This is a genomic window from Methylobacterium sp. B1 (assembly GCF_000333255.1).
Taxonomy (GTDB): Bacteria; Pseudomonadota; Alphaproteobacteria; order Rhizobiales; family Beijerinckiaceae; genus Methylobacterium; species Methylobacterium fujisawaense.
Map to the genome: position 1 here is coordinate 1 of NZ_BACT01000715.1, position 17281 is coordinate 17281.

Annotated in this window: 16 protein-coding genes and 2 pseudogenes; 7 read left to right on the forward strand and 11 right to left on the reverse strand. The window is 63.4% G+C overall.

Annotated features, from left to right (window positions below):
* Window positions 1-197: pseudogene (locus tag I53_RS20910) on the forward strand (IS630 family transposase); the annotation flags it as partial.
* A 54-nt stretch (window positions 198-251) separates the two neighbouring features.
* The gene (locus tag I53_RS20915; RefSeq protein WP_251982391.1) at window positions 252-743 is read left to right on the forward strand and encodes a hypothetical protein; all 492 of its coding nucleotides are present in this window, start codon (window positions 252-254) and stop codon (window positions 741-743) included.
* Here I53_RS20915 and I53_RS20920 read toward each other — a convergent pair.
* A complete protein-coding gene (locus I53_RS20920; RefSeq protein ID WP_043354278.1) occupies window positions 685-1017 on the reverse strand; it encodes a hypothetical protein in 333 nt (110 codons plus the stop codon). The genes I53_RS20915 and I53_RS20920 overlap by 59 nt on opposite strands.
* Window positions 1018-1081: 64 nt before the next feature.
* Between I53_RS20920 and I53_RS20925 the strand changes: the two genes are divergently transcribed.
* The 3 genes from I53_RS20925 (at window position 1082) to I53_RS34155 (ending at window position 2768) form a co-directional block, all read left to right on the forward strand.
* Entirely contained in the window at window positions 1082-1447 is a 366-nt protein-coding gene (locus tag I53_RS20925; RefSeq protein ID WP_043354279.1) for a hypothetical protein, read from the forward strand.
* 197 nt (window positions 1448-1644) lie between these two features.
* Complete coding sequence (locus I53_RS20930; protein ID WP_043354281.1) at window positions 1645-2493, forward strand: methyltransferase domain-containing protein; 849 nt, start codon at window positions 1645-1647, stop codon at window positions 2491-2493.
* Between the two features lie 98 nt (window positions 2494-2591).
* Complete coding sequence (locus I53_RS34155; RefSeq protein ID WP_164706397.1) at window positions 2592-2768, forward strand: hypothetical protein; 177 nt, start codon at window positions 2592-2594, stop codon at window positions 2766-2768.
* 24 nt (window positions 2769-2792) lie between these two features.
* Here the strand turns inward: I53_RS34155 and I53_RS20935 are convergent, their stop codons facing one another.
* From I53_RS20935 to I53_RS20950, 4 genes are all read right to left on the reverse strand, one after another.
* The gene (locus I53_RS20935; RefSeq protein ID WP_043354294.1) at window positions 2793-3068 is read right to left on the reverse strand and encodes a hypothetical protein; all 276 of its coding nucleotides are present in this window, start codon (window positions 3066-3068) and stop codon (window positions 2793-2795) included.
* A 73-nt stretch (window positions 3069-3141) separates the two neighbouring features.
* On the reverse strand, window positions 3142-3435 hold the full coding sequence (locus tag I53_RS20940; protein WP_043354282.1) for a hypothetical protein: 294 nt from the start codon (window positions 3433-3435) through the stop codon (window positions 3142-3144).
* 836 nt (window positions 3436-4271) lie between these two features.
* A complete protein-coding gene (locus I53_RS20945) occupies window positions 4272-5216 on the reverse strand; it encodes a helix-turn-helix domain-containing protein (RefSeq protein ID WP_043354284.1) in 945 nt (314 codons plus the stop codon).
* A gap of 313 nt (window positions 5217-5529) precedes the next feature.
* On the reverse strand, window positions 5530-6963 hold the full coding sequence (locus I53_RS20950; RefSeq protein WP_251982392.1) for a diguanylate cyclase domain-containing protein: 1434 nt from the start codon (window positions 6961-6963) through the stop codon (window positions 5530-5532).
* A 779-nt stretch (window positions 6964-7742) separates the two neighbouring features.
* Between I53_RS20950 and I53_RS20955 the strand changes: the two genes are divergently transcribed.
* Complete coding sequence (locus I53_RS20955; protein WP_043354287.1) at window positions 7743-8675, forward strand: NAD(P)-dependent alcohol dehydrogenase; 933 nt, start codon at window positions 7743-7745, stop codon at window positions 8673-8675.
* Window positions 8676-8677: 2 nt separating this feature from the next.
* Entirely contained in the window at window positions 8678-9379 is a 702-nt protein-coding gene (locus I53_RS20960) for a YafY family protein (protein WP_043354288.1), read from the forward strand.
* A 36-nt stretch (window positions 9380-9415) separates the two neighbouring features.
* Here I53_RS20960 and I53_RS31620 read toward each other — a convergent pair.
* From I53_RS31620 to I53_RS34160, 6 genes and pseudogenes are all read right to left on the reverse strand, one after another.
* Window positions 9416-9869: pseudogene (locus I53_RS31620) on the reverse strand (IS5/IS1182 family transposase); the annotation flags it as partial.
* Between the two features lie 139 nt (window positions 9870-10008).
* On the reverse strand, window positions 10009-10752 hold the full coding sequence (locus I53_RS31625) for a glycosyltransferase family 25 protein (protein WP_083936116.1): 744 nt from the start codon (window positions 10750-10752) through the stop codon (window positions 10009-10011).
* A gap of 427 nt (window positions 10753-11179) precedes the next feature.
* Window positions 11180-11911, reverse strand: coding sequence for a hypothetical protein (locus tag I53_RS33460; protein WP_148291211.1), 732 nt, complete (start codon window positions 11909-11911; stop codon window positions 11180-11182).
* A 451-nt stretch (window positions 11912-12362) separates the two neighbouring features.
* The gene (locus I53_RS31630; RefSeq protein ID WP_083936117.1) at window positions 12363-13172 is read right to left on the reverse strand and encodes a hypothetical protein; all 810 of its coding nucleotides are present in this window, start codon (window positions 13170-13172) and stop codon (window positions 12363-12365) included.
* 43 nt (window positions 13173-13215) lie between these two features.
* Window positions 13216-15207 carry a glycosyltransferase family 2 protein gene (locus I53_RS20970; protein ID WP_043354289.1) on the reverse strand — a complete coding sequence of 664 codons (1992 nt, stop codon included), beginning with the start codon at window positions 15205-15207 and terminating at the stop codon, window positions 13216-13218.
* Window positions 15208-15951: 744 nt separating this feature from the next.
* On the reverse strand, window positions 15952-16260 hold the full coding sequence (locus tag I53_RS34160; RefSeq protein ID WP_162483074.1) for a hypothetical protein: 309 nt from the start codon (window positions 16258-16260) through the stop codon (window positions 15952-15954).
* Window positions 16261-17281 lie beyond the last annotated feature (1021 nt).

The window sequence follows — 17281 nt, forward strand, 5'->3', positions numbered from 1 at the left end:
ACCTCCCGCCCTATTCCCCCGACTTCAACCCGATGAAACGCGCCTTCGCCAAGCTCAAGGCCATTCTTCGTGCCGAGGCTGCTCGCACGATCAGCGACCTCTGGGACACTATCCGACGAGCCTTCAGACGCTTCACGCCAGCCGAATGCCGCCGCTATCTCGCCGCCGCAGGCTACGACGCATATGATCCAACATGATCGGATGCCGCTCTAGACTCGATTCCGATCGGAGCGGGGCGCAGGAGGAAGCCGATGCGGGTTCAGGCGATGACGATCCCGGCCGCGGCCGGGCGCGCGACGCGCAGCGCCCCTCCGGCGCGCCTGATGCTGGCCGCGCTGACGGTCCTCGCACTTCCGCTGGCCTGGATCGCGGCCGGACGCTCCCCTGCGGCCGAAATCGACCCCGATCTCGTGCGGGTGATCCGCTTCATGGCGCTGATCAAGGGCGGGTTTGCCTTGGCGGCGCTGGCCGGCTGCCTCTGGCGCCTCGGACGCCCCGCGGCCGCGTGGCGGAGCCTCGTCTACGTGGCCGGGCCGCCGCTCATGGCGGTCGGTGCGGCCGGCCTGTGGTCCCTGCACGATGCCGGCTCGGCGGCGCTCGCCCTGCATCTCGGTCTGTTCGCGCTCCTCGCGGCGGCGCTGACCGACCCCGATGCCCTGCCCGACGGTTCCCTGCGGCACGCCGTCAGATCGTCTCGTAGGCGAACAGAACCGAGATCAGCGTCAGGCCGATCAGCCCGATGACGAAACAGATGTCGGCGCAGCGCTCCAGGCGGATCGCGAGGTCGCTGACATCCCCCAGACGGATCGACAGGTAGGACGCGATCGCGCTGACCAGGAACAGGACCGCCGTCAGGGCGGCGGCCTCGTCGACGTGGCTCGGCCCGATCCAGCCCTCGGCGATCTTCACGAGGCCGATCAGCGTGGTGCAGACACCGACCATCGTACCGGCATTGGGGAGGATGTGGCGCGACAGGCCGTCCTCGCCGGATCCGGTGGCCTTCCGCCTTTCGGCCATGCGCTCCTCGTACAGCTCCGCGCCGGCCGATCCCCCTTAGATATCGCGCCCGTGGAGGTTCGTCATGAAGCGACCGCTCACCACCAGCTTCTCCGCGCCGCCGCCGGCGCAGGCCGCCTCCCCCGAGCCGGCGACCTCGGCGGCGACCACAGCGGCGACCACAGCGGCGTCCTGGCGCGACGTCGCCCCGTTCGCGGCGGCCCTGATCGCCACCCTGGAGGGGATCGAAACGGGGCCGAAGGCGGGGCCGGCGATGCGGGCACACCGCTCCGCCATGCGCCGCCAGGGCGCGGCGGCCGCGGCGCTCGGCGGATCCGAGGCGCTGGAGGCGGTCCTCCACCAGGTCGCGGAGGCCGACGCGGCGCGGGCCGCTCAGCGCCTCGCGCTCATCCGCGAGGCCTGGACCGGGCTGCCGGGGGCGGGGGCGTGAGGCGTTCGGTCGGCCTTTCGGACCGGGCTGGCGGCAGGTCCCGGACGCAGGTCCCGGACGAAGCGCGCCGTCGGGCGGGGCGCCGCCGCTTCGCGCCCCGGATTCAGACCGTCGCGTAAAGATTTGATACAGGATCTGGGATAAATTCGGGCTCAGCCACGCCGCGTCACACCGAGATCGATCGTCAGGAATTTGTGATGAACGACCAAGACAAGCAATTCATCACCCAGCAGATTCTTGATGTGGGCCGCCAGCTCTACGCCGCCCTCGACAGCAAGATCATGGCGGCTCACGCGCAGCAGCTCGCACAGATGCAAGATGTCAGGCGCCTCGCCGTCGTTCAGTTGGCGCCGAAAAACAACTTCTGTCTCGTGACAGATCATCCGATCGCCTACGAGAGCAACGATCACACGGTTCCGCGCGGAACAAAGGATGACAATACACGCAATCAGCGGTTCTGTCATGCGATCGAAAGCCATTTCGGCCGAAAGGTCACCGCCCTGGACCTCGGCTGCGCAGGGGGCGGCCTCGTCTTCGATTTCCTCATCAGAGGCAACGCGGCATTCGGAATCGAGGGAAGCGATTACTCCCTTCGCGCGCAGCGCGCCGAATGGTCTATCATTCCAGATTATCTAAAGACATGCGATATTACCAAGCCATTTTCTCTGATAGATCAGAAGACGGGTACGAAAGCCAAATTTGACGTCATCACGATGTGGGAGGTCCTCGAGCACATCGAGGAATCGTTGCTTCCTCAGCTGTTTGCGAATGTGAAATCTCATCTGGCCGACGGCGGTCTTTTCGTGGGCTCCGCCGCGACATACGACGATGTCGCCAACGGCGTGAGCTACCATCCTACAGTCAAGCCGGAGACGTGGTGGCGCGAGCTTGTCCGGCAGCACGGGCTCGAATTCGTCCCGAAGAGCATGTTTCAGTTCAAGGATTTTTGCCGTGGTTCCGGCAATGAGAATGCATTCTACGATGCCGATTTCAGCAAGAACCCCGAACTCGGCTTCCACTTCGTGATGAAGCACGTCGCCGCTTAGGTGCGGGGCATCCGAACGCGGCCATGAGGGCGCCGCACGCTTGAGCGGACCGAGCGCGCGCCCCACATGGACGGGAGCGACAGCATGGGGGGCCGGCCGTGTACGACCTCATCCACACCCTCCGCCTCTGGCTCTGGCGCCGTCAGATGTGGGCCATGGCACGGGCGTGCCGGGTGCCCGCGACCGGCGACGGCGACTGGATCGCCGCCACCGTGGCGGCCTCCGCGACGAGCTCGGGCGCGCCGGTCTCGTACGTGAGCGGCGCCGGCCTGTAGCGGATCCCGCTTTACCGGGAGCGATCAGCCTTCCGGAGATGGCTCGGCGGCGGCGGCGCCCGGCTCGGGTGCCGGGCCGGTGTCGAGGGTGCCGCTGTGGACCAGGGCGCCGGCCCAGGCGCTCGCGATGATCCGGACCTGCTCGATGGCTTCGGCGCGGGTGAAGGCACTGTTGCCTCCTCCCGGCCTGCCCTCGTCCCAGTAGACGTAGCCGGTGCGCCGGCCGCCGGCATCCTCGACGCAGGCGGCGTTCTCGAGGACGCAGATCCGGAGCGGGAGCTTGAGGCCGAGTGTGGGCATGGGGCCCATATAGGGCGCCGATCCCGCAGGAAATCGGCGCGCCCGCCGCGTGACGGTGCGCCTCAGGCAGGCCTCAGGTGGGTTTGGCCGCGTTGAGCGCCCGCGTCAGGTGCGCCACGACCTCGTCGCCCTTGGGCGGAGGCTCGGCTTCCTCGACCCGCCGGGCGACTTCCATCACGAGGTATGTCACCGATGGCGGCCACGATACGCCGTTGTCCAGGAGCATCCGGGCGGCGCTCACGAGCATCCTGAACTGGTCCGGCGGGATCGTGAGACCGGCCTCGTGCTGCGCGAGGATGTGGTCGGCGATGGCGGCCGCCAGTCCAGCAACCTCGGCCATCTTGTCGGGCGGACCCTCAGCCGTCATCTCAGATCGCGCTTCGTCTTGGAACGCTTGGTGCGGAGCATCTGTCACCTCTCCCAGGCCCACACGGTTCCACAAGCAATCCTGGGCAGCAAGCCACGCGGGCGGTTCGCAACTCCGACGTGTTGGATCGTGAACCATCGACGTCATGGGGCGGATCGGGCGACCCATGCGTCTGCGCGGCTGGCCGTGCGCCCTGGCATCCCCTCATCGAGGCTCCCCGTTCGTGGCCGCTCTTCACCCGGCGGCCGGCCCCGTGCGGCCAGGGAAGCGGACCATTGCCGCCCACGAATGGGATCCGGGGCTCGCGTCCGTGCGGAGCCGCGCACCCGGCCCTCCGCCGTCCACCCGAATGCGGTGTGACGGGCGCTCCGACGCGGCTTGACCGGTGAGCCAGCTGCGCTGGTCTGGGAGGCAACCGCGTCCTGACCGAAGCCGCGGGCCTCGAAGATCCTGTGGACGACGCCTGTCCGCTTCGCCTCGTCCAGCCATGCCGTGACGCAGGCGAGGGCAGCGGGGCGGCCCTGCGGGACAGCGACCCGCATCTGCTGGTCGACCGGCCACAAACGGAACGGCGACGGGCCGCGCGTGCGTCAGCGTGCGGGCGGCGGCGCGGACGGTCGTCGTCCCATCGATGGCCACCGTCACGCCGTCGGGTTTCCCGTCATCCGAGCGACTGACAAAGATCAGCCCGGCGGTCGGCGCCCCTATCCGGCCGACCCGGAGCGGGCCGGTCGGGGCAATGTCGAAGTAAGAGCGGACGGTCCGTCTCCGATCCAATTCGGCCACTCGGCGGACTCGGACGACAGCCCGAAAACGGATGCGGCCGACGGCCCATCCTACCTGTGCGCCCGCCGGTAGTCACGCGGGCTCATGCCGTGGCGATCCTTGAAGCGGCGCGCGAAATGCGCCTGGCTGCTGAAGCCGCAGCCGTAAGCCAGCATGCCGATCGACAGGTGGGCGCAGGCCGGATCGGCTAGGCGCTTGGCTGCCGCCTCTAGCCGGCGTCCCCAGATGTAGTCGGAGATGTGCCGGTCGCGCTCGTGGAACAGCTCCTGCAACCGGCGCAGCGACACGCCGACCGCGGCGGCGAGCTTCGGCGGGTCAAGGGTCGTGTCACTCAAGTGCGCCTCGACGTAGGCCTTGGCGCGCTGGACGGTGGCGTTGCCGTGTATGGAGCGGGGTACCGCCTGCGCCAACCGTTCGGCGAGACTGGCCACGACGAGATCGATCCCGATCGACGCCATGCGCGCCGCACCGTCGGGGTTGAGCCGATCTCCCACCCGGATCAGTTCCTGGACGTAGGTGTTCGCGAGCATCGTAGAGGCGAGGTTGGCCTCGACCGCGAGGGCAGTGAACAGTTGAGACGGGCCCAGCACGCTCTCCAGGCGCTCCCGCGGCAGGTCGAGGATCAGGAAGGTGCCGGTCTCGATCTCGCTCACGCCCGGTCGATGATCGAGCACGACGAAATCGCCGGCCCGAGCCAGCGCCTCACGCTCGTTCTGCTGGACGGCATGGCGGCCGGATTGGCTGAAGACCGCGTAGAGGCGGTCACCCCGGCCGTTCCGCCGCACCGCCTCGGGTGTCACTTCGGTCCGGGTGGAACTCTGAACGCTTCGCGTGATCGGCAACGCTCCGATCGCGGTGACCTCGATCCGGCCGTGGAACGGCGCAGCGTCAAGATTCCGGATCTCGTTCGGAACCATCTGATCGCACATCATCTCCCGCCATCGACGGAAGGCGATCCTGGGGTGGAGGCCCTCAGTCGAAAAAAGCGGTCGCATCCGCGGTCTCGGTCCACAGGTCGCCATAGGAGGGCGGAGATTGGAGGGTCCGCCCGTCTATTGTATATAATCTAATGATTCAAGCATTGCGGGCCACCCGAAAACGGACCGGCGGAAACCCATCCCGAGCCGCGTTTCCGGACGCGACCCATACCGGTCTTAGGAGACGCTGAAGGCAGAACCCGAAAGCAGCCATCGGTTCGCAGTCGGGCAGCTTTGGTTCAAGGTGCAAAGTGGTCGATTCGCCGAGACGCCGCAGATCGTAGTGTGAAGTCCGAAGGATGCCGCCGAAGCAGGACTTGCCGATCACCGGTCAGGCGGAAAGGAGCTCTTCGGGCGCAATCAGTCGAGATGAGGCACGCGAAGTCTCTGTTTTGCCGGCGACGTTATCGATCGTGCGGACTTGATTGCGTCCCCTTCGCTTCGCTTCGTAGAGCGCGGCATCTGCGAGGCTCAGCCACTCCGTCTGGGCCATCATGGGCCGGCGGTCAGCATACAGCAGCCCCACGCTCACTGTGACTATGCCGAGAGGGCTCAGGGCATGGGGCAACGCCAGGGCTTCGATTGATTCTCGGCAAGCGTGCGCGACTTTCTGCGCGCAAGCCTCTTCGACCCCGGTCAAGACGACCGCAAATTCTTCCCCTCCGATCCGGAAGGCAATACCGCCGGCGCGCGCTGCACACTTCGCCAATTCTGCTCCAACGGCCTTCAACACCAGGTCACCGGCTGGATGTCCCGAATGGTCGTTGAAGGCCTTGAAGCGATCGACATCGATCAGCGCGAGCGCGCACGGCTCGTGCAACGAGACGCTCTCCAATTCTGCAAGTTTCCGGTCGAAGTGGCGGCGATTGGGAATGCCGGTCAACGCATCGGTCAACGCGAGGGCGGCGAGTTCTGCCTCCGCGGCAGCCCTGCGCCGCAACTCGCTTCGCAGTAGCTGTAGAAGGCAAAGGAGAGCGATGGCGAGCGTGCCAACAATCAAGACGAGTGCCATGGCGCGGCCCTGCCAAGCTGAATTGATCGTGCCGATCGGGACCGACACAACGACGTGCATCGGCAATGTCCCCACCCGGTGCGCAACATGCAGCGCTTCCGCTCCTGCAAGGGATGAGATGAGCGTGATATGTTCGGCCTTCGCAATCGCCGAGAGCGTCTGCGCATCGAGAGGGTCAGCAGCTGGATATTGCGCAGGCACCTGCCCGCTTGTGATAGCGCTGCCGCCATGGAACAGCACGGTGATCTTAAGGTTGAGATTTCGATTGAGCCGAGCAAATACTGCCTCGAAGTAGGCAAGCTCGATCGCGCCGACGACGACGCCGGCGAACGTTCCGTCAGCATAGGAGAAGCGACGGCTCATCGGGATCATTTCTCGACCGCTGATCCGCGTGCGCCATGGTCGTCCTACAAACAGGCCGACATCACTGTCGCGATGCACCTGAAAGTAGGCCCGATCGGCGCCGTTCACCCGACGCGACACCAAAGAGCCGGAGTCGAGGAATGCATCACCCTGCGCGTCGAGGACGAAAATGGCTCCATAGCCTGAGGCCGTTGCCGCCCGATCAAACAGGGCAAGATGCCGGACCTGAGGTGAAACGTCCTCGAGAATCGGGTCGCTCAGGCGATCGGCCACAGCCTGCAACGACAATCCATAGAGTTCAAAGTCGCGCGCGAGCGTCCGTGTCAGGCTGTCCAGCAGGGTCTCGGCACCGATCTTTGCCTGCTGCCAAGCTGCGTCGCGCAGGCCCACGACGGCCAAGCCCGCGCATCCGCACAGCACGATGGTCACAGCCAGGCCGGCGGCAATCAGAAGGCGCGGAGAGCGAATGCGATCGCGGTTTTGGTGTACTCCAGGCATTGCACGTCGTTATGAGTGATCCCACGCGATAACATATGTTGTGGGGTATTAAGCCGCCCCTACCAGACTGGCAGCGTCGAACCCTTACATTTCAAGTTGTATTGAGCGCGCGGGACTTGGCAACTAGAAGCTGTTTTCGCCTGGCAGCTGACAAGCCTGACAATCAGCTCCTCTGGTGATTTTGCTCCCCAAAGCAGTCTGTCGCGATTCTACCCTGCGCCGCCGGTCCGCACCCAACCCCTGCCAGCCGTGCCGCCAGCTTTCGCCGACACCCGGACGCAGCCATTCACCGCCCCTCCGACACCTTCGACTTAAGGTGGACAGCGGACCGTAGATCGTCGTCCAGAAGCCGACGTTCAGCCTCCGACCGACCATCGTCGCACACGTTGCGGCCCGACTCACGCCAGATCTGACAGAGATTCCGATCCAGATCTCAAACAGGAACTGCGATCTATCCACCACGTCTCGATCGCGAAGGTTCGGACTGCATCATGGATCGGGGTCAATCAGCGGCCGAGCGCTCCCTGACTTGCTGTTGAAGCCAGTACGCCTCCGCCATCAGGGCGCGCACCCACGCGGGCGGATGCCGTCCGCCGCTCCCGCTTCCACGATGGTGACAGAAATTGTCACCACGGCGTCGTAGGACGCCGCCTCGGGTGAAAGGCGAGTCCATGAAACGCATTCAATATCACTCCTACGGCGGTCCCGAAGTCATGCGGCTCGAAGAGTTTGCGCTGGGAACGCCAGGGAAGGACGAAGTGGCGGTCGCCGTCCGTCGCGCCGCGCTCAACCCGATCGACTGGAAGGTCCGCAACGGGGCGATGAAGATCGTGACCGGGCGATCGTTCCCGCGTGGAATGGGTCTGGACTTGGCCGGCACCGTCACCGCGGTCGGGGCCGACGTGACCCGATTCAAGATCGGCGACGCGGTCTTCGGCATGGCGCGCTTCAAGGAGGCCGGTTCACTGGCCGAAGCCGTCATTGCCAAGGAAGCCGCGCTCGCGAAAAAGCCGGCGACCGTCTCCTTCGAGCAGGCCGCATGCCTCGGGACGGCGGGCGTCACGGCTTGGAATGGCCTCATCGACAAGGCGCGACTGAGGCCCGGTCAGAGCGTGTTCATCAATGGATGCTCGGGTGCGGTCGGAGAGGCCGGCGTGCAGATCGCACGCATGTTCGGCGCCGAGGTGTCGGGCAGCTGTGGCGCCGAAGGGATCGAGCGTGCCCGCTCGCTCGGGCTCCAAACAGTCTATGATTATCGGGTCACCGCCGCATCGACGATTTCCGAGGTATTCGACGTGGTGTTCGATGCTGCAGGAACGCTCTCGACGTCAACCGGTATCGGCCTGCTGCGCAAGGGCGGCACCTTCACCACGGTCGAGCCTACGCCCGTACGGTTCTTGCGTGCCGTGTTCGACCGGCGGATGAAACCGATCGTCGGAAAGCCACGTGCGGACCTGCTCGACCGCCTGGCAAAGGCAGCCCATGACAGGACGCTGGTTCTGCCGATTGCCGAAACCGTGCCGCTCGCGCAAGCTATTCCGCTGATCTCGGCAATCGAGGCGGGCCGCAAGCTGCGCGGCAAAGTGGTCGTCACGATCGGGTAGCCGTGTCGCGCAGTCACCGTCTCTTCGATCTCCTCCAGCGTCTCCGCCGTCACCGAGGGGTGGTGGCGGGCGCGGTGCTCGCTCGCGAGGCCGGCGTCTCCTTGCGCACCATCCGCAGGGATATCGCGACTCTGCAAGCCATGGGGGCCGACATCGATGCGGAGGCCGGCGTCGGCTATGCTCTCCGCCCTGGTTTCTTGCTCCCGCCGCTCTCATTCACCGAAGAGGAACTGCACGCACTGGTCATCGGTGCGGAATGGGTGAGCCGTCAGACCGACGCCGCCCTGGCTGAGGCCGTTCGCAATGCTCTCGCCAAGATCGATAGCGTGCTGACACCGACCCTGCGGCCGGCTCTCGACGACAGCAGTTTCTACGTCGCCTCCGGCCCTCCCTCGGTCGCCACGCGCTTCGATCTGGCGCAGTGCCGCCGCGCGATGCGCGAGCAGCGTAAGATGCGGGTTGTCTACCGTGAAGAAAGTGGCGGCACGTCGGAGAGGATCGTCTGGCCGATCATGCTTGGTTTCGACGGATCCGGGCGAAGCTTTGCAGCTTGGTGTGAGAGAGAGGCCGGTTATTGCATTTTCGACGCCGAACGCGTTGTCGATATGACTCTTCTCGTGGAGCATTACCCGGGAAGCCGTCGACAGCTGGTCAAAGCGTGGCGCGCCGTGGCAGAACGACTGTGCGCGCAAAGGGTCCAATAAGGCCGTGGTCGTCCGCAGGGCTGCCGAGGAAGCGGCCGCACCAGCCGTGCAGTCGGCGATCGGCCCGCCGATCAGCAGGAAAGCGAGCGGGCGGCAGGCGCGGTCGGGGGGGCGCGTGGATCCCGGCCGTGCGTCCACCGCGCGAGCGCCCGCTTGCCCGCATCGGTTCTCCCCTTCGCCTCCCGTGGAACAGCGATGGGCCTCCACCCCGGATGGGTCGATCAGACCCTGGGCCGGCGGTCCGCCAGCCTGAGCCAGAGCTTCGAACAGACCGCCCGTCCTTGCCTGCCCAGCGCATGAAACGGTCGACGATCTTCTTCGGGCCGTAGATCTCGCGCGGTGCGTCCGCCCGACGTCCGCCGGATTTCAGCCCGTGACCGATGCCGCCGATCACGCGCGGGTCATCGACGCGCTCCTTGCCTCGCGTATCGGTGGGCAGGTGCGGAGCGATCTTCGCAGACTGCTCGTCCGTCAGCCAGAAATGATCCATCGGCGCCTCCGGCAGGAGCCGTGAACACATCCTGCCGGGCCGCGCTATCGTTATGGGGACGACACTAAGACGGCAGGCTGCCGGCTCACTTTTATTGAATGAATACGATCCATTTTCGATTAAAAGCAGAAGCTATTCCTTACTTTGCACCCTGAATGGTCGACGACTCGTGGCGATTTTCCGATATGGCCAGTGGTGGGATGCAAACGAATGCCTTGAGACTCGGATAAGCCGCGTTCATTGCCGCATCGATCGTGTTGTTTTCGATCACGACCCCATAGCCCGGAAATTCGATCAGCTGATTGGAAAGCGGAAGACAGATCTTCATGAGGTTTCTCGCGCCGAGGGGTGAAACCGTGTACGCCATTACCCCGAAGCTATGACGCAAACGGAGCGGCACGTTCAGCCCGGCACGATCACGGAACTCTGCAACCCGAGCGCGAAGATCATCCTGTTCGAACTGCAGCTTGCAGCGAACCCCTTCGACAACCTCAAGCCAGAGAAAGGCGTCGAAGTTCACCCCCCAAAGAACGACATCCCAATCGGAGGGAAGCGCGTCCAGAATTGTGCGTGCCCCGGCATGAAAATCTCTCGAAAAAATCGCGTCGTCTTCCGCAATCGTTACACAGACATCCTCGTCCGCTGCCTTGGTCCAGAGACCGATATGGGAGTGTGCATTGCCCAAGGCTGGATTTGTATAGCGCAAATCTCGATGGATCATCCCGGTCCTGACAAGTTCGTCGCGATCCAGGTTTCGGCCTTCGACAGCGTCCGGCCGGACAACCTGGAGGAAATCGTTGCGATGCATGAATGTTTTCAATCGCTCAGCGTCGCGATCCAGGTTGATGATGTGAACGGGGACATTCCGGTCGGCATCGATCATCGTCTTGTGCCTCGGCCACACGGGACATCGAAAAATCTTGATTCGAAAGAGCAGGCAACAACACAGAGCGATATTTTTGATAACTTGGCTTGTCGAGCCAGATCTTGCGTGATCGCGCGTAATACGAAAAATCTTTTGCTTGTATCAAGAAATTGAAATTTTAGATTTTCCCCTCAAGACATTGACTTTCCGTCCGAATATCAAACAAACCGCAGTACGGTGATCGTATTGGCCTGGTTCCGGACTCCCTGCTTTCCGCTCCCGATCCGCAAAGCCAATTCGAGTTATCCAAGTGGAGAGCTCATGATAACGCGTGATGTGCGGCTGCGACAGGAGCAATCTGGCGGACAGAGGCGCATTTACATCTGCCTGAAAGTCATCCACACGATGTGCGACAATCGAACCTGCGCCAGATGCCTTCCATCCGTCACGATGAATTGCAAATAAAGTAGTTTGTTATAAATTTGTAAGCGCCCTCATAAGCCACATTGTGCCCACCGGTCGACAACGCATCTCGATCGGCGTGCGCCATCCAGCCTTCGACCATATACGGAACATCGTCAGAAGGGACGTTGTGCAAGAATATTGGCACCTGATGATGATTGAAATACATGGCTAAAACGATGTCGTCATTTGCGCGACAAAATTTATCGCTTGATGTGTCGACTAAATATCGATCAAAATCGTCCTTGATACAATTCGGAGGATACAGGACCCCACCAAACCCTTCGAGCATCGTGCATGCGCCGTGCCCGTACCAGGGTTCGAAGAGACCTCCTTCTTTCAGGTTGCCTCCATAACGGGTGAGTATCCGATTTTCGTTCGGACCACAGATAGATGTCAGCAATCTCAATTGATTTCGCGGATATCGGCAATCGTCGTCAACCGACCATATGTACGCATCGTCATGTCGATGCCGGAGCAGGGTGGGGGCGATCTTCGTGATCGGCCCATAATCATCGGTTCGAAAAACCGCGATCTGACCTTCCGAAACGAGCCAATCCGGAAGAATGTATTCTTCTCCATTGCGCTTGCAATGGAACGGAATATTGATCTCCAGACGATCGACAGCCACGTCCTGATGGAGAACAGACTCGATGACGGGCTCGATCTCCGCGATACGGGACGGTATCGTCGTCATAGAGGCAATGATGCGCATCTCGATCCCGCCTCGCTGATGCAAGGAAGACTATTATTGACGCAACTGGACAACATTCGCAAGAACCTTGCTCCTGCATCAGTTGCCCATTCAGGAATCGGAAGCGGTCGTCGCCAGTTCTGCCAAGAAACTCCGCGTCTGCCGCCGGTCGCGGGACGAGCGGCAAACGGGGCGGCGACCCTCGCGCCGATCGGGTCCACCGAAGCGCCTGCGTCGGCATCGCCACCCCCCTCGCGGTCGCGACTCCCGACAAGGGCCAGGAGCGTTTCGCCGTTCGGACGTGCCGCCGTCGCCTTGAGCGGATTGTCGACCGGCTCGCCCCGTGTCGAAGACTTGCGCCGCTCCCACGATGCGGCCCCCTGATTGCCGCCTCACGGCTGGCAAGACCTCCAGAGACGAGGCGCCGCTGCCGAGGACTGTGCAAACCCGGATGAGCAGAGATCGATCCCGATCAGCGCGAGCAGATCGTCGTCTTGATCAAATTGGGTAATAAACCGGCCGATCCCAGGCTCTTGCAACTCGCACGCCACCGACTGAGATACGCACCCAGAGGCAATGCCGCCCGTTCCGGCCAGCGATTGAGCGCACCGATGTCTTCCAACAGTGCGGGACGCGCCATCAGGGCGGGTAGAAGTATGGAAACCGCCGCCTTCGCATGGTCGGACAGTCCGACGAAACCCTCCAAGGCCGATCTATTGCGGTCGAACCAAGAGCTGGACGTTCCGAGGCCTTGAGATGACGCAATCTGATTGTACTGGGTCAGAATGTTATCTCGATAATGGCTTATCTCCTTCCCATAGCCCGCATCTCCCGGAAACGGCGGGGTCCTCTCCCAATCCGCCGCCAGGTTGGCGAGACCGCGGAGCGAGAAGCTTTCAGCGATCATTTCTTCAACCCACTGGCATGGCGCGCTGGGTTTCGCTTCGCTGTCCCAAGAATTACTCACGACATGACCCAGTTCGTGGCCGAACTGATAGGCCAACTGGGTCCAAGCACGCTCGCCCACGTCGACATGGATGATGGCAGTATCGCTCGCATCCCGATGCAGCCAGACCGCGGGTGGACCGGCAGGGCAATTCTCGATCCGTATTATCTGCGGCTGCCGATCGGACACCATACGGATGCCGGAGCAGCAGGCCTCCCGCATGCGGCCGATCACGAGCGCGGCCGACCGTGGCGGCGCGAGCCATTCGCCCCGGACTTCGACAGGATTCGCCAGGATCGGAGCGCTGCCTGCTCTGGTACGGCCGAGGCTTATCATGTATAAACCTCCAGCAAAAGCGACGCTCCGACGTGAGATCAGCCTATCCCGCATGTGTCGGGCTGCGGCTTAGCAGGATGCGCGCCTGTTCGGTATCGCTTCGTATGTCATCGCGCGCCATGTAGCCGTAGATCTGACGATTATCGATGTACTGTACGACATTGCTCTTCCGAGCGCTGTCGGAAAAAATCACATACTCGTGCCTGTCTGTTCCGTCCTGATAGTTGAGCAGCGGGATGACGTCGGTCCGGACGAGGTAGGTGCAATGGACCACCGGCATTTCGACGACACCTGTGATCCAGCGGTTCAACACCCAATCGTACTGGTCGCAATGACTGTAGTATCCCTGATCGTCGACCGCCGCATGGTAATTCGAGTAATAGCTTCCTCTCTCCACCGATCGTAGAAAGGGGGCCACGATGGGCAGCTGCAGCGCCACCAGTTCGCGAAGCGTGTTTGGCCGAATGAAATTGTCGACATCGGCCGTGAAGTAGAAATCGCATCCATGATGGATCGTCCGTTGAAGGCTTTCCTGACGGATGCGCCCCAGGACCCGGAACCGCGTCGCGTTCCACTCGTGCAATTCGTAGGTTTGGACGGGATCTTCGACGTCGCTGGCATCGAACTCGACGGCCGCATACTGAGCGCCGAATGTCTCGATCCACTGCGCCAGGATGTTCTCCGTCTCATCCGTATTGTTGTTGGTTCTTATATAAAGTACGATCTTGGATTTCGGATAATCCATATTTCTCAAGCAGTCGAGATAGAGTGGGAGCGCTGCGGCCATCTGCTTCGCCAATATCGCGACCAGCACGCGGGCATCTGCGGCGGCGGGTTTCAGCTCCCGCGCGGGGCCGATCTCGTACTGCTCAAGGAAATTCGGCGTCGCGCGCGAGCCCAGACGGACGGCGGTCTTCTCGTCCTGGATCTTCGTCAACGACGCACGGGCATTGGCCTCGACCCGAGCGCGTTCCGACAGCGGGAGCCTGTTGTCCGCCAGAAGCTTCAGACAGGCCTCTAAGCATTCGCTATAATGTCCCGCCCAGTAAGCGTTGATGGCGAGCTTGTCCAATAAGCCGTAATCGTAGACCCATTTGGAAAGAAAGAGTCCGCCTGCGGGTTCGACGAGATGAGAACCCGCTTTGGCCGCAGCGAAGCCCTCCTCGTTGCGGCCGTGTCGAAAATAGAGGTCGCTGATGTGGTAAAAGGCTTCCGCGCGAGTCCCGCAAACCGCTATGGCGCGTCGGTAGACGTCAGCGATCTCGTCGACGGGCCGGCCGAGACGATCCATGAGGTGGCCGGCTTCCAATAAACTGATGTACACCTCTTCGGTCCAATAACCCATCTCGCTCCGTGCGAGATAGGCATCCAGGGCCTTCTCGAGCTGATTGCTGTCTCGGTAACTTTGGCCAAGATAGAACGTATACCTTGATCGAAGGAAACTGTCGCTCTCAACATCGAGGGCGTCCTCCAATCTGCGGGCGTCGCGGCGATAAGTGTCCGGATCCTTTTCTCGGGCGCCGCCCGATGCGCCCGATGCGATGTGAAATCCGATGGCGTCTCCCGATGTGACGCCGTCCGGTGCCTCGATATACTCGTGCAGCACGCCCTTGTAGTAAAAATCCCTTTCGTTCGACATGATTTGAGGGCGCCAATATCTTATGCCGCCACGTCGGATCTCGACGTTGTAATAATCATGGCTCAAAGACGCTTTGAATTTCTGCGGGTCGAAACCGTCGTCGAAGGTGAGCGTTTCGTCCGCGTCCATGACGAAGGCGTATTTGACGACGTTCCGCGCTCTGAGATGGCGCAAAGCCGAGCTTCGATTTGTGGCAAAGTCCTGCCACGTCTCCTCGACGACGTCCCCCGATACATGATTCCGCTCGAGCCAGGAACGAATGATGTCCTGGGTGCCATCCGTCGATCCGGTGTCTGAGATGAGCACGTAGTCGATCAGAGGAAGCATGCTCTCGAGGCAGCGCTCGATCACGCGCGCCTCATCCTTGACTATCATGGACAAGCCAATTTTTGCCATGGTCCCGTTCTCTCCCGATCAAAGAGGCGAGCGGCTGACAAGAATTTTCAGTACCCCCGTCCGGACGCATGGCGCACATGAAAACCGGACTTCGTTGATATATTACAGATTTCAGGGCGCCGATAAGACGCCTATGTTGCCATATCTTCCCCGGGTAGTATAGCTCGCGCGGTGTAACATCAATCTGTCGGCAGGAACGATCTGGACCGAATCGTCCCGGCTCGAAAAGCTCGCATGGGGTGAGATCCCGATCTCGGAGGGCACAGAACCGCCCCTCGGTCAGGTGCCGGACGACGGGGCCGCGGACCGGCTGGGCTATGCCGACGTCTGGTCGACCAGCCGCTGAGGCCATCCCGGACGAGGTCGCAGGCCTTCCCGTGTCGCGAGGTGCTGCTGGATGCGACGGTCGGCGAGGGCTTCCGTGCGTGTGGGCGGTGTCTGCCCGCAGGCGTGAGGTGCGTCTGGCGCTGCCGAGGGAACGTCGCCGTCGGTCGGGACCAAGAATTACCATTCGGTATGCGCGCGGCCACGGCGCATCGAAGCCACCCGCGCAACACCGATGCCGCCCCCATGCGCACCGCTCGTGGTCTCCGTGGCGGTCCGGCACCGGAGCGGTTCGGGCGCCGGACGCATCTCGCCTCGCCCTGCGCGGCCTGCGCCGAACGTGGAGAGGCCGCAGCGGCGAGCTGCGGCCTCTCTGTTCCGGAGGGCGCCCGGAAAGGCGCCCTCCGCATGTCACCCCAGTCAGCTCGGCCGACCCAGATTGTTGAGCAGATCGGTCGGCGAGGACGTGTTCGAGGACGCGCCACCCGCCGTCGACCGGCTCGCTCCGAGCGAGGCGCTCGCTTGGGTCGTCGCGTCGCCCGAGCTTCCGCCGAGCCGGAACGCGTTCATGAGAGTCAGGATGTCTTGCTGCGCGGCCGTATCGCTGAGTAGGCCACTCACCGAGCCGTTGTTGGAGATCAACCGGCTGATGAGGTCTCCCAGCGATCTCAGGACATCCATGTCGGACACGCTCGAACCCTGAGTCGACTGAGCGAAGACCGGGTCCATCCCCGTGCTGACGGATCCCTGATCGATCACAGCTCCAGCGCCGCCGTTCGATCTCGTCGCATCCGCCGAGTCGTAACCATGGTGATGATCGTGACCATGGTGGTGGTGATGGTGGCCTCCAGTGGCGCCCGTCGCGCCCGTGCTTCCGGTCGAGCCGGTCGAGCCGGTCGCGCCGGTGCGGCCCGTGGCTCCGGTGGCACCCGTCGAACCGGTCGAACCGGTCGAACCCGTCGCTCCGGTACGGCCTGTGGCTCCGGTGGCCCCCGTCGAGCCGGTCGAACCGGTCGCTCCGGTGCGGCCTGTGGCTCCAGTGGCACCGGTCGAGCCGGTCGAACCGGTCGCGCCGGTGCGGCCTGTGGCTCCAGTGGCGCCCGTCGAGCCGGTCGAACCCGTCGCTCCGGTACGGCCCGTGGCTCCGGTGGCCCCCGTCGAGCCGGTCGAACCCGTCGCTCCGGTGCGGCCCGTGGCTCCGGTGGCGCCCGTCGAGCCGGTCGAACCGGTCGCGCCGGTGCGGCCCGTGGCTCCGGTGGCACCCGTCGAGCCGGTCGAACCGGTCGCGCCGGTGCGGCCCGTGGCTCCGGTGGCACCCGTCGAGCCGGTCGAACCCGTCGCGCCGGTGCGGCCCGTGGCTCCAGTGGCACCCGTCGATCCGGTCGAACCCGTCGCGCCGGTGCGGCCCGTAGCTCCGGTGGCACCGGTCGAGCCGGTCGAACCGGTCGCGCCGGTGTGGCCCGTGGCTCCAGTGGCACCCGTCGAGCCGGTCGAACCCGTCGCGCCGGTACGGCCTGTGGCTCCGGTGGCACCCGTGGCGCCGGTCGAGCCGGTGGCACCCGTCGAACCTGTGGCTCCGGTCGAACCTGTGGCTCCAGTCGAACCCGTAGCTCCCGTCGAACCCGTAGCTCCCGTCGAACCCGTAGCACCGGTCGAACCCGTAGCACCGGTCGAACCCGTGGCGCCGGTCGAACCCGTAGCACCGGTTGAACCCGTAGCACCGGTCGAACCCGTAGCACCGGTCGAACCC